Source organism: Comamonas sp. UBA7528 (genome assembly GCF_002479375.1).
Classification (GTDB): Bacteria; Pseudomonadota; Gammaproteobacteria; order Burkholderiales; family Burkholderiaceae_C; genus Comamonas.
The window spans coordinates 15,835-28,804 of sequence record NZ_DLMU01000009.1 but is presented as its reverse complement, the minus strand read 5'-3'; the positions used below and the strand labels follow the sequence as shown (position 1 = coordinate 28,804).

The window sequence follows — 12,970 nt, the reverse complement described above, 5'->3', positions numbered from 1 at the left end:
GCCGCCTGGACAAGGTGGCGCGCACTGTAGAGCAAAACAGGCGATGCCATGCATCCCGGCAACACAAAACGCGCACCGTGTGTGCGCGAATACCGCAACAGGGTCGCGCTTCTTTCTACAATGCACAGTGAGCTGAAGCTGGTTTGCGCTGCATCAAAGCCATGCCAGCCTTGCCGCGGCTGCGGTCAAGCGTCTGGCATGCACCTGGGTGCGGCAGCGCTTGCAGAACACCACAACATCCAACCACGAGGAACACCACCATGGAACGCACTCTGCCCCCACTGCCTTACGCGATCGACGCCCTGGCTCCTGCTTACAGCCAGGAAACGCTGGAGTACCACCACGGCAAGCACCACAATGCGTATGTGGTCAAGCTCAACGAACTGCAAGTGGGCACCGAGTTTGAAAACATGGAGCTGGAAGACGTGATCAAGAAGTCTTCGGGCGGCATCTACAACCAGGCAGCCCAGATCTGGAACCACACGTTCTTCTGGAACTGCATGACCCCCAATGGCGGTGCTGCGCCCACCGGCGCTCTGGCAGATGCCATCAACCAGAAGTGGGGCTCCTACGCCGACTTCAAGAAGGCCTTCGTGGCCTCGGCCGTGGGCAACTTCGGTTCCGGCTGGACCTGGCTGGTGAAGAAGGCCGACGGTTCCGTGGACATCGTCAACATGGGCGCTGCCGGCACCCCCCTGACCACCGGCGACAAGGCATTGCTGACCGTGGACGTATGGGAACACGCTTACTACATCGACTACCGCAATGCCCGTCCGAAGTTTGTCGAAACCTTCTTCGACAAGCTGGTGAACTGGAAGTTTGCCGAAGCCAACTTCGCGGCCTGATGGCACGCTAGCCTGTCCGCAGACTCACCGCAGGGGGCGCCTGGCGTCCCCGCTCCGGTCAGCTTTCGGGCAGCAAAGATGAAGCAAAAAAGCCTCCTAAAGGAGGCTTTTTTGCTTCATGCCCTTCATGCCATCTGTACGAAAGTGCTCCATGCCCCTGCTGTACCAAGGATATGAGGGTGTGCTGAGGGTATCGCATTTCGGCTGTAAGAGAATGCTTACAAAAAGCGGCAGCACCACGATGCAGCCGCCCCTGGGAGGTCAGACATGCGGCATTCGTACGAGTTCTTGTTGCAGGCATTGTTTGCCCGCATTGCCCATTTGCCCCGCTGCAGCACCTTGCAGGGGGCCCATGAATGCCTGCAGACCTCCTGGTTGCAGGTGAACCAGGAGCACGATTCCTCGCGGCGCATGCCACACCATGTAGTGACCCGCAGCCTGTGCGCCGAGCACGGCTGGCAGAACCTGGATGGTGACCCTTGCCGCAAGGAGTCCGACCACCAGCCGGGTGTGTGGGTCAACCTGCACCGCAATGGCAGCATTGTGTTCGAGCGCGTGCTGTCCGAGGGGGGGCGCACCATCCTGTTTGCGCACCCCGGCACCGGAGTGCGCATGCCCAAAGGTCCTATCGTTCTGAGCGGCACACGCAGCGCTTGGTGACCGACCCTTGACGTCTGTCGCACGGCGCTTGCTCGGTTCACCAGGGACTTTGCGCGGCGTCTCCACCGCTGGCCTTTGGCTGGTGGCAAAAGGAGATGGAGGACGTCCCTCCAGAACGTCAGGGGCGGAAGGCCTCACCCAGAATCTTGGTGCCCGCCTTGATCCCGCGCTGGGCAAACCAGCCCTGGTTCATCTCCAGCACAAAGCGCACCGGCCGTGCCGAGCAGTGCGAAGTCTCGGTCATGGGTTTCATGTCTTCCAGATTCACAATGGTGCCGTCGTCGGCGACGAAGGCCGCCGTTAGCGGCAGCACGGTGTTGCGCATCCAGAAGCACTGCACGCCGGGCTGGGAAAAGACAAACAGCATGCCTTCCTGGGAGGGCATGCTCTGGCGGTACATCAGCCCGGTCTGGCGCGTGTCGTAGGTGTGGGCCACCTGGGCATCGATACGGTACATACCGATGTGCATTTCCGTGCGTGGCAGATTCATCTGGGGCTGGCCCTGGGGCGCCGCCGGCGCTTCGGTGCGGGCCAGGGCCGGGCTGGCCAGGGCATGGACCAGCAGGCACAGCGCGCCCAGGCGGCGCAGTGGGGACATCAACAAGGGGACGGGATGGCGCATCAGGGTTCTCGTCAAAAACAGTCTGGACTCCGCCAAGCGGCGGCCAACATGCGCCACATTGTGCGCCATGGTGCAGGGGGGGGGCGGCAAGTGTGCTGCCAGCCAGGTTTGCGCACTGTCATCCCCGTGCCACGCCAAAGTCGGCAGTTCGCGCGAAAGCGTGGGTGCAGTCGATAGAATCATTTGCAATCGCTGCATCACATTATCCGGAGACCTTCACGACATGACTGCTTACCAGCACATCCAGGTGCCACCCGCTGGCCAGAACATCACCGTCAACGCCGACCAGACGCTGAATGTGCCCGACCAGCCCATCATCCCCTTTATCCAGGGTGACGGCGTGGGTGTGGACGTGAGCCCGGTGATGCGCAAGGTTGTGGATGCCGCCGTGGCCCAGATCTATGGCGGCAAGCGCCAGATCCACTGGATGGAAATCTATGCGGGCGAAAAAGCCGTGGGTCTGTATGGCCCCGACATGTGGCTGCCGGCCGAGACCATGGAGGCGGTGCGTACCCATCCGGTGTCCATCAAGGGGCCGCTGACCACGCCGGTGGGGGGAGGGATCCGCTCGCTGAATGTCACGCTGCGCCAGGAACTGGACCTGTACGTCTGCCTGCGCCCGGTGCGCCATTTCCGTGGCGTGCCGTCGCCGGTGCGCGAGCCCGAGAAAACCAATATGGTCATCTTCCGCGAGAACTCGGAAGACATCTATGCCGGGATCGAATTTGAAGCCGGGTCCGACCGCGCCCAGCGCCTGATCGATTTTCTGAACAAGGAACTGGGGGTGCAGAAGATCCGTTTCCCCGATACATCGGGCATCGGCATCAAGCCCATCTCGCGCGAAGGCACAGAGCGCCTGGTGCGCAAGGCCATCCAGTACGCCATCGACCACGACAAGCCTTCTGTGACCCTGGTGCACAAGGGCAACATCATGAAGTTCACCGAAGGCGCTTTCCGTGACTGGGGCTACGCCCTGGCACAAAAGGAATTCGGTGCGGAGCCTATCGATGGCGGCCCCTGGATGCGTGTGAAGAACCCGAACACCGGCGCCGACATCGTCATCAAGGATTCCATCACCGACGCCTTCCTGCAGCAGGTGCTGCTGCGGCCGGTGGAGTACTCGGTGATCGCCACCATGAACCTCAACGGGGACTACATCTCGGACGCGCTGGCAGCGCAGGTGGGCGGTATCGGCATTGCCCCCGGTGCCAACATGTCCGGCACCATCGCCATGTTCGAAGCCACCCACGGCACGGCACCGCGCTACGCCGGCAAGGATTATGTGAACCCCGGCTCCATGATCCTGTGCGCCGAAATGATGCTGCGCCACATGGGCTGGACCGAGGCGGCCGACCTGATTGTCGAAGGCATGGAGCGCACCATCCTGAGCAAGAAGGTGACCTATGACTTTGCCCGCCTGATGGCCGGCGCCCAGCAGGTCAGCTGCTCGCGCTTTGGCGACGAGATCATCGAGCAGATGGTGAACGTGTAATTTCGACTGCCGACACACCCCCAAAAAAGGAACGCTGCGGAGTTCCTTTTTTTTGTGGGTGAAGGGGCGGATGTTCATGCGCAGGCATTGGCGCCGGCACTGTGGGTGCGTCGGGTCTGGTGGAGCGACATCTCCTGTTGACCCCTGCCAGCGTGTAAGTCCATGAGGGGGGGCTTGCGTTGCCCAGAGGAGGCGTGCAGCGCACGGGACAGTCGCGCGGCGGACAGCGCGTCCTGCGGGAGCGCCTGGTCCCGCGCTATGGTGGGATGTTGCGCCGCCGCAGCCCGCTGTGGTCCGGCCGGTCAACGCAGACACACCCCATAACAACAGGAGACACCAATGATTGCTTCCCCCTCCATGGCATGGCCGCGCACCGCAGTGGCTGCGGCCACATCCGCCTTGCTGGCGGCCTGCTTGTGGGCTGCCGCGCCGCTGGCGCAGGCCCAGAATGCAAGCCCCGTGGCGCCAGTTGCTGCTGTACCCGCTGCTTCCAACCCCTCGGCACAGGCCCTGCAGGCCCAGATCGACACCCGTGCCAAGGCCATCGAGCAGCAACTGATCGCCTGGCGCCGTGACATCCACCAGCATCCTGAGATGGGCAACCTGGAAACCCGCACCGCCGCTCTGGTGGCTGCACACCTGCGCAAACTGGGCATGGAGGTGAAGACCGGCGTGGCAGTGACCGGTGTGGTAGGGCTGCTCAAGGGTGGCAAGTCCGGCCCGGTGGTGGCGTTGCGTGCTGACATGGACGCCCTGCCGGTAAAGGAGCAGGTGGATGTGCCGTTCGCCTCCAAGGCCAAAGGCGTGTTCCTGGGCAAGGAAGTGGACGTGATGCACGCCTGCGGGCATGACGCACATGTGGCGATCCTGATGGCCACGGCCGAAGTGCTGGCAGGCATGAAGGACCAGTTGCCAGGCAGCGTGAAGTTCATCTTCCAGCCGGCCGAAGAAACGCCCGCTACCTTCGAGCCCGACGGACAGAAGATCTGGGGTGCCAAGCAGATGATCAAGGAAGGGGTGATGCAGAACCCCAAGGTGGATGCTGTCTTTGGCCTGCATGTCTCGAGCAGCTATCCGGCCGGCTGGATTGCCTGGCGCCCAGGCCCGGCCATGGCCGCAGCCGACCAGTTCTGGATCGATGTGCAGGGCAAACAGACCCATGGAGCTCGCCCCTGGCAGGGGATCGACCCCATCGTCACCGGTTCGCAGATCGTGATGGGGCTGCAGACCATCATCAGCCGCCAGTCCAATATCGCGCTGGAACCGGCGGTGATCACCGTGGGCACATTCCACGGCGGCAACCGCATGAACATCGTGCCGGATACGGTGTCGATGACCGGCACCGTGCGTACCTATGACGAAGGCATGAAGAAAGACATCCACCAGCGCATCAGCACCACGGCCACCAACATTGCCGAAAGTGCCGGCACCACGGCCAAGGTGAAGGTGGTGGAGCTGTACAACGCGGTGGTCAACCCGCCCGATCTGACGGCACAGATGGCGCCCACCCTGCAGCGTGTGGCCGGCAGCGGCAACTACGGGGTGATGCCCAAGGCGTCGGCATCGGAAGACTTCTCGTTCTACCAGCAGGAAGCACCGGGCCTGTTCTTCAACCTGGGCGTGACCCCGAAGGGGACCGAACCGGCCAAGGCGGCCCCCAACCATTCGCCGCATTTCTATGTGGACGAGTCCGGCCTGATCTACGGCGTGCGCGCGCTGGCGAACCTGACCGTGGACTACATGCTGCAAAAGCAGTAAGGCGAAAAAAGCGAGCCAGGCCATCCGGGATGGCAGGGCTCGCACCATGAAAAACGGCTGCCTGGGAAGGCAGCCGTTCTATCAGGCGCAGGGCCGGGTTACCAGAGCAGGATTTCCGGCTTGGTTTCCGCAGGCTGTTGGGTAGGCAGCAGGAACTGGCTGTAATCCTTGCCGGCAATCCAGCTGGGAGGCTTGCCGCGGCCCGTCCATTTGGAGCCGGTGTTGGGGTCGTAGTACTTGACGGCGACCTTGGCCTTCTTCTCTTCGGCCCAGGGGAAGACCTGCTGTGCGGTAAAGCCGAATTCCTTGATCAGCTGGCGCACGGTGGACAGGGCTTCGGCGGATTCTTTCTTCTGTGCCTGGGCAATCAGGCGGTCCAGTTCTTCTTTTTGGTCGAGCAGCTCTTGGTAGCTTGGCATTCTGCGGGGGGAGTGGGTGGTCAATGAAATGAGAGCCCTGGGGCTGCGAGGGCAGCCGATGCCGGTGTGGAAGAGGGGAACCGGCCGGGCCAGCACGCCATATTAGCGGAAGTGGGCGCGCTGGCCGCAGCGGTGTGCACGGGCCGCCACGAAACAGGGGGATACCCCTGCCTTTCCATCAGCCCAGGGCCTGCAGCGGCAAGGCCGGGGTCAACGCCAGCTCCTGCACGCCGCGCACCACGTCGCCAATTACCAGCACACAGGGGCTGCCCAGCTGTTCGCGTGCCAGGGTGGAGGGCAGGTCGGCCAGGCAGGTCAGAGCGTGGCGTTGCTGCGGCAGACTGGCGTGCTGGATGGCCGCCACCGGAGTGTCGGCCGCAAGACCGCCGGCGCACAGCTCGGCCGCAATCTGCCCGGCAGCCGCCACCCCCATATAGACCACCAGGGTCAGCTTGGCCGCCTGGGCGGTAGTTGCCAGCTGGCGCCAGTCGGTGCCAGCGTCTCCTGGCTTGGCGTGGCCGGTGATGAACACCACGCCATGGGCCCGGTCGCGGTGGGTCAGCGGCGCGCCCAGGCTGGTCAGCCCCGCCAGCCCCGCCGTGATGCCATTGATGACCTGCACCTCCACGCCTGCGGCGCGCAGATGCTCCACTTCCTCACCGCCTCGGCCAAAGATGAAGGGATCGCCGCCTTTGAGGCGCACTACGTTCTCTCCTTCCTGCACCGCCATCAGCATCAGTTTTTCTATGAAGGCCTGGGGCGTGCTCTGGCAGCCGCCGCGTTTGCCTACATGCACCACGCGGGCCGAGGGCGCGGCATGGGCCACGATGGCGGGGGAGACCAGATCGTCCACCAGCAGCAAGGTGGCCGCCTGGATGGCCTTGAGCGCCTTGATGGTCAGCAGCTCCGGATCGCCCGGGCCAGCGCCCACCAGGGTGCAGCAGCCGGTCAGGGCGGGGCGGGGGGCGATGGTGGTGGTGCGGGAGCGGTTCATTGTGGGTGTCCTGGGCGGGTAGGGGATATCGGGGAGGCGTGGTCAGGCGGGCAGGGCGTGCGCAGCGCTGTCGCGCACCAGCTGGCGCAGCCGCGGCAGGCAGGAGCCGCACTGGGTGCCACATTTCAGCTGGGTTTGCAGCTGTTCCAGGCGCTGGGCGTCGCTGCCGCGGCAGTCGTGCAGGGTCTGGGTGATGGCGTGTTCACCCACGCCCCAGCAGCTGCACACCGTCACACTGCGGGCACTGGCCAGGCCGCTGGGTGGCTCGGCACCGGGGCTGAGCAAGGTCCGGCTGCTCAGTTGCAGCGGGGCATCGCCGTCCAGCAAAGCCGACAGCCAGCCGCCGGCACGGGTGTCGCCGCACAGCAGCAGGCCGTCCAGCCAGGTCTGGCCCGCAGTGTCCCCGCTGCCGGCGCGCAGGCGCAAGGTGCGGCTGTGGCCGCGTTGTGCATCGGCGTAGTGCAGCAGCTCCGGCCCCTCCAACTGCAGCAGTTGGCGGACGTGCTGCAACAGGGTCGCATCGGGCGCCGTGGCGCATGCTGCGCGCAGCAGCAGGCCCTGGCGGGCGCCGGCGGCCTGTTCCAGTGCGCCGTTTTCGCCAAAAGGCACGCAGCTGGCGAAGTCAAACGCAGGGAGCAAGGCTGCCAGTTGCTGGCGTGCGGTGAAGACGTGCTCCGGAGGCAGCCAGACGCGGGCCAGCATGCTCCAGGGCAGATCCACAGCCTGCACGCTGACAGCGGCATGCTTGAGCTCCGGCTGCTTGGACTGGGGGCAGAACGCAGGGGTGGTCAGTGCGTTCACGCCCCCCACGGCCTGGCCCTGGGCGTCGCGTCCGCTCAGGTACTCGCTGCCCCAGTGCATGGGCAGGTAGACCTGGGACAGACCCAGGCCGGCATCGGCCTGCACCGGCAGCACGATCTGGCCATGGCGGCTGCGCACTGCCACCAGTTGGCCGGGCTGCAGACGGCTGCGTTCCATGTCCTGCGGGTGCATGTTCAGCACGGGTTCGGGCTGGTGGGCAAACAGGCGGCCCAGTTGGCCTGTGCGGCTCATGCCATGCCACTGGTCGCGCAGGCGGCCGGTGTTCAGGCTGAATGGAAAGCGCGCGCTGCGCTGCTCGGCGACAGGGCGGTAGGGCTGGGCGGCAAAGCGGGCGCGCCCGTCGGCGGTGGGAAAGATGCCGTCGGCATACAGGCGTGCCGTTCCAGCCTGCGCACCGGCGGGCAGCGGCCACTGCTGCGGGCCTGCGGATTCCAGCAGTGGCCAGGACAGGCCGGAGATGTCCAGGTCCCGCCCGCGCGTGCTATCGCGGTGCTCGTTCCAGATCCGCTCGGCGCCTGCCGCGGCGTCGCCGGTGTCATAGGCGAACAGGCTGGGCTGGCCGGGGCGCACGCGGGCCTCGATACGCTGCGCGATCTGCGTGGCAATCTGCCAGTCGTGGCGGGCCTGGCCCGGCGCCGGCACGGCGGCGCGCACACGGGAGATGCGACGTTCGCTGTTGGTGACGGTGCCCAGCTTTTCCCCCCAGGTGGTGGCGGGCAGCAGCAGGTCGGCGTAGGCGGCGGTGGCCGTGGTAGCGAATGCGTCCTGCAGCATCACCCACTCCGCACGCTCCAGTGCGCGGCGCACGGTGGCCTGGTCCGGCAGGCTGTGAGCGGGGTTGGTGCAGGCGATCCACAGGGCTTTGATCTGGCCGTCGGCAGCGGCTTCAAACAGTTCGATGGCGGTCTTGCCGGGACTGGCCGGCACGCTGGGCACACCCCAGAAGGCAGCCACTTCGGCACGGTGCTGCGCATTGGCCAGATCGCGGTGGGCGCTGAGCAAATTGGCCATGCCTCCCACTTCGCGTCCCCCCATGGCATTGGGCTGGCCGGTCAGCGACAGCGGGCCGGCACCCGGTTTGCCGATCTGGCCAGTGGCCAGATGCAGGTTGATCAGTGCGGCGTTCTTGGCGGTGCCGCTGCTGCTCTGGTTCAGGCCCTGGCAGTACAGGCTGAGCGTGGGGGCGCGCGGTGTGGTGCTGCCGTCCTCTCCTCCCAGTGCAAACCAGCGCGCAGCCTGCAGCACATCCTGCATGTCCAGGCCGCAGTCGCGTGCCACGCGTTCGGGGGTGGCTTCGCGCACCAGGGCCTTGAGGGCATCGAACCCGCTGGTGTGGCATGCAATGTAGTCCGTGTCCAGCCAGCCTTCCCACAGCATGGCGTGCAGCATGCCGTGGAACAGCTGCACATCGGTGCCGGGCTGCAGCGGCAGGAAAAGGTCGGCGATCTCGGCTGTCTCGGTGCGGCGCGGATCGGCCACGATGATCTTGAGCTGTGGGTTGGCGGCCTTGGCATCTTCGATGCGCCGGAACAGGATGGGGTGGGCCCAGGCCGCATTGCTGCCCACGATGAACAGACAGCGGGCGTGCTGCAGGTCGTCGTAGCAGGCCGGCGGGGCATCGGCGCCCAAGGTGGCTTTGTAGCCCGCAACGGCGCTGCTCATGCACAGGCGGGAGTTGGTGTCCAGGTTGTTGGTGCCCAGCAGGCCTTTAGCCAGCTTGTTGAAAACGTAATAGTCTTCCGTCAGCAACTGGCCGCTGGCGTAAATGGCCACTGCATCCGGCCCGTGCTGCTGCACGGTATTGGCCATGCGGTTGGCCGCCAGGTCCAGTGCGGTGTCCCAGTCTGTGGGCTGGGGCGCCTGCCCGCGCCCGGCGCGCAGCAGCGGCTGCAGCAGACGGGTCTGCCTGGCCAGCGCAGGGGCAGCGGTCAGGTGCAGCGTGCTGCCCTTGGTACACAGGCGCCCGTGGTTGGCGGGGTGCAGGGGGTCGCCGCGTACACCGGTGATCTGCGACCCTTTGGACTGGATGATCACACCGCAGCCGACGCCGCAGTACGGGCAGGTGGAACGGGTTTCGGCCATGGCGTGGGCTTTCCGGTGTGTGGGGCGGCGTGTGCAGCTGGACCTGTACACGCCGCCGTGCTTGAGAGTGGCTCTGTGTTCAGGCGGCGTTGCTGGCAGCCTGGCCGCAGCGGCGGGCCGGTCCGGCAATGGGGCGTGTCAGGTCGGTGGCCTTGGTGGCCAGCTCGGCCGCATCCATGAACACCTGGCCGTCGCGCACCTGCACGGCAAAAGCGGGGGTGCAGCCCTCGTCGGGCGCCGCGGCCTGGCCGTCGCACAGGCCAATGGTCCAGTTGTGCATCGGGCAGGCCACACTGCGGCCGAACACCATGCCCTGTGACAGCGGCCCCCCTTTGTGCGGGCAGCGGTCGAGCAGGGCGAAGATTTCGTCCTCTGCATTGCGGAACAAGGCCACGTCCAGCCCCTGGGGCCGGGCGACGCGGCGCGCGCCCAGCACGGGGATGTCGTGGACGGCGCAGATGGCTTGCCAGGTGGTCATTGCTATTCCTTTCGGATCTGCTGGTGTAGATGGGGGATTCATGAAGGCCTGCCGGGGCGGTGCATCACACGCTGGCGGTCTGGGTGGGGGCCGCCTGCGGTGACAGGGCCGGGAGGATGGGGATGACGCGCTGGAACTGGCGGGCATCCACATGGGCCTTGTCGAACTCGAACCAGGGGTCGGGTTCGCCATCCAGGGCGAACTGCAGCTGCTCCCACAGGGCTTTGCGGCCGGCGGCATCTTCCAGAATGCGTTGCTTCACGTAGTCCAGGCCCACGCGACTCACGTAGTGCACGGTGCGCTCCAGGTACCAGCCTTCCAGGCGGTAGAGCTGCATGAAGGCGCCCGTGTACTCCAGCACCTCTTCGGCCGTTCTGAGCTTGGTGAAGAAATGCGCCACCTCGGTCTTGATGCCGCCGTTGCCGGCGATGTGCATCTCCCAGCCGCTGTCCACACCGATGATGCCCACATCCTTGATGCCCGATTCCGCACAGTTGCGCGGGCAGCCGCTGACGGCGAACTTCACCTTGTGCGGCGCATACATGCGCCACATGGCCCGCTCCAGGTCCTTGCCTAGCTGGGTGCTGTCCTGCGTGCCCATGCGGCACCATTCGCTGCCCACGCAGGTCTTGACGGTGCGCAGCGCCTTGGCATAGGCGTGGCCGCTGGGCATGCCGATGTCGTTCCACACCGCCTGCAGATCTTCCTTCTTGACGCCCAGCAGGTCGATTCGCTGGCCGCCTGTGACCTTGACCGTAGGAATCTGGTATTTGTCCACCGCATCGGCAATGCGGCGGAGCTCGTCGGCCGTGGTTTCGCCGCCCCACATGCGCGGAATCACGCTGTAGGTACCGTCTTTCTGGATGTTGGCGTGGCTGCGCTCATTGATGGCGCGGCTTTGCGGGTCGTCCTGCGCCTGCTTGGGCCAGGTGCTGATCAGGTAGTAGTTCACGGCCGGGCGGCAGGTGGCACAACCATTGGGCGTGCGCCATTCCATGAAGCGGAAGACCGCATCCGTGGTCAGCAGGTGATGCTGGGTGATGGCGTCGCGCACCGCCTGGTGGCCGTGGTCGGTGCAGCCGCACACGGCTTTGCTCTTGGGCGTGCTGGAATAGTCGCCGCCGGCGGTGAACATGATGATCTGTTCCACCAGCCCGGTGCAGGAGCCGCAGCTGGCACTGGCCTTGGTGTGCTTGCGCACCTCGTCCAGCGTGAATAGGCCTTTGTCCTTGATCGCCTTGCAGATGGCGCCCTTGGTCACGCCGTTGCAGCCGCAGACCTCGTCGCTGTCGGCCATGGCCGATGCCTTGCTGTGGCCTTCGTGACCGGTGTCGCCGATGTTCGACTCTCCAAACATCAGCCGATCGCGGATGTCGGCGACCGAGCGGCCTTCGCGCAGCAGCTTGAAGTACCAGCTGCCATCCACGGTGTCCCCATACAGGCAGGCGCCCACCAGCTTGTCGCCCTGGATCACCAGCTTCTTGTAGACGCCGCCGCCGGGGGCATAGGGGTCGCGCAGCACGATTTCCTCGGTATCCGCACCGCCCTGGAAGTTGCCTGCCGAAAACAGGTCGATACCGGTGACCTTGAGCTTGGTGGAGGTGAGCGAGCCTTGATAGCGCCCGATGCCCCATTCGGCCAGGTGGTTGGCCAGCACCTTGCCCTGCTCGAACAGCGGGGCGACCAGACCGTAGGCCACGCCCCGGTGGGCGGCGCATTCGCCGACCGCGTAGATGCGCGGGTCGGTCACGGTCTGCAGCGTGTCGCTGACCACAATGCCGCGGTCCACATGCAGGTGCATGCGCTGGGCCAGGGCGGTGTTGGGGCGGATGCCCACGGCCATGACCACCAGGTCAGCCGGGACTTCGCTGCCATCCTTGAAGCGCACGGCGCGCACGCGGCCGGTGTCGTTGGCCAGCAGCTCCTGGGTCTGGGCCTGCATCAGGAACTGCATGCCCCGCTCGGACAGCGACTGCTGCAGCATGCGGCCGGCCACATCGTCGAGCTGGCGCTCCATCAGCCATTCACTGGCATGCACCACCGTCACCTGCATGCCGCGCTTCATCAAGCCGTTGGCCGCTTCCAGTCCCAGCAGGCCGCCACCGATGACCACGGCATGGCGATACCGGGCAGCCGCGTCGATCATGGCCTGGGTGTCCGCGATGTCGCGGTAGGCCAGCACGCCCTGCAGATCATGGCCGGGCAGCGGCAGGATGAAGGGGTTGGAGCCGGTAGCCAGCACCAGGCGGTCATAAGGAGCGCTGATGGTGTTGCCCGCCGCATCCACACCATGCACCACGCGGCGCACCCGGTCCACCTCGGTCACCGTGCAGCCGGTGTGCAGGTGGATGCCGTGTTCCTGGTACCAGGCCCAGTCGTTCAGCACGATTTCATCGAGCGTCTGTTCGCCAGCCAGTACGGGCGAGAGCAGTATGCGGTTGTAGTTGGGATGGGGCTCGGCGCCGAAGACCGTGATCTGATACAGATCCGGTGCAATCTTCAGCAGCTCTTCCAGCGCGCGCACACCGGCCATGCCGTTGCCTACCAGAACCAGTTGGGATTTTTTCATCGTGCCCCCGTGGGTGGTTGCTTCATTCCAGGTTCGAAAACAAAAAAGGCGTCCTTTCCGGGCAGCGGGGTGCTGCGGGGAAAAGACGCCTTTGTCTTGTGCGACCTTCTGTGCGCCATTGCATAGCAGGTCTGCGGGCCAACGGTGGCCTTGTCCATTTCAAGCAGGTTCTGTGCCAGCTGGCGCCAGGAACCTGCCAGGCAGCGGGTGCTTCACCCGGTGTTGCAAC

10 protein-coding genes are annotated in these 12,970 nt (G+C 65.3%); 4 read left to right on the top strand and 6 right to left on the bottom strand.

The window, feature by feature from the left end; genetic code table 11:
• Nucleotides 1-260 precede the first annotated feature (260 nt).
• Both B3349_RS11320 and B3349_RS11315 read left to right on the top strand, forming a co-directional pair.
• Complete coding sequence (locus tag B3349_RS11320; protein ID WP_066531943.1) at nucleotides 261-845, top strand: superoxide dismutase; 585 nt, start codon at nucleotides 261-263, stop codon at nucleotides 843-845.
• A gap of 267 nt (nucleotides 846-1,112) precedes the next feature.
• On the top strand, nucleotides 1,113-1,505 hold the full coding sequence (locus B3349_RS11315; protein WP_291588685.1) for a hypothetical protein: 393 nt from the start codon (nucleotides 1,113-1,115) through the stop codon (nucleotides 1,503-1,505).
• Nucleotides 1,506-1,623: 118 nt separating this feature from the next.
• Here the strand turns inward: B3349_RS11315 and B3349_RS11310 are convergent, their stop codons facing one another.
• Nucleotides 1,624-2,127, bottom strand: a complete 504-nt coding sequence (locus B3349_RS11310) for a DUF192 domain-containing protein (RefSeq protein ID WP_414646883.1) — start codon at nucleotides 2,125-2,127, stop codon at nucleotides 1,624-1,626.
• A gap of 223 nt (nucleotides 2,128-2,350) precedes the next feature.
• Here B3349_RS11310 and icd point away from each other — a divergent pair, with 223 nt between their 5' ends.
• Together icd and B3349_RS11300 are read left to right on the top strand one after the other, a co-directional pair.
• Entirely contained in the window at nucleotides 2,351-3,619 is a 1,269-nt protein-coding gene (gene icd, locus B3349_RS11305; protein WP_291588684.1) for an NADP-dependent isocitrate dehydrogenase, read from the top strand.
• Nucleotides 3,620-3,976: 357 nt separating this feature from the next.
• The gene (locus B3349_RS11300; RefSeq protein WP_291589205.1) at nucleotides 3,977-5,377 is read left to right on the top strand and encodes an amidohydrolase; all 1,401 of its coding nucleotides are present in this window, start codon (nucleotides 3,977-3,979) and stop codon (nucleotides 5,375-5,377) included.
• Nucleotides 5,378-5,475: 98 nt separating this feature from the next.
• Here the strand turns inward: B3349_RS11300 and B3349_RS11295 are convergent, their stop codons facing one another.
• The 5 genes from B3349_RS11295 to nirB all read right to left on the bottom strand — a co-directional run bounded on the left by B3349_RS11295 (nucleotide 5,476) and on the right by nirB (nucleotide 12,741).
• A complete protein-coding gene (locus B3349_RS11295; RefSeq protein WP_066531909.1) occupies nucleotides 5,476-5,796 on the bottom strand; it encodes an H-NS histone family protein in 321 nt (106 codons plus the stop codon).
• A gap of 178 nt (nucleotides 5,797-5,974) precedes the next feature.
• Entirely contained in the window at nucleotides 5,975-6,790 is an 816-nt protein-coding gene (gene cobA / locus B3349_RS11290; RefSeq protein WP_291588683.1) for a uroporphyrinogen-III C-methyltransferase, read from the bottom strand.
• Nucleotides 6,791-6,832: 42 nt separating this feature from the next.
• Nucleotides 6,833-9,694 (bottom strand): nitrate reductase, encoded by a 2,862-nt coding sequence (locus B3349_RS11285; protein ID WP_291588682.1) that lies wholly within the window; start codon nucleotides 9,692-9,694, stop codon nucleotides 6,833-6,835.
• A gap of 79 nt (nucleotides 9,695-9,773) precedes the next feature.
• On the bottom strand, nucleotides 9,774-10,172 hold the full coding sequence (gene nirD, locus B3349_RS11280; RefSeq protein WP_291588681.1) for a nitrite reductase small subunit NirD: 399 nt from the start codon (nucleotides 10,170-10,172) through the stop codon (nucleotides 9,774-9,776).
• 64 nt (nucleotides 10,173-10,236) lie between these two features.
• A complete protein-coding gene (nirB, locus tag B3349_RS11275; protein ID WP_291588680.1) occupies nucleotides 10,237-12,741 on the bottom strand; it encodes a nitrite reductase large subunit NirB in 2,505 nt (834 codons plus the stop codon).
• Nucleotides 12,742-12,970: the final 229 nt, after the last annotated feature.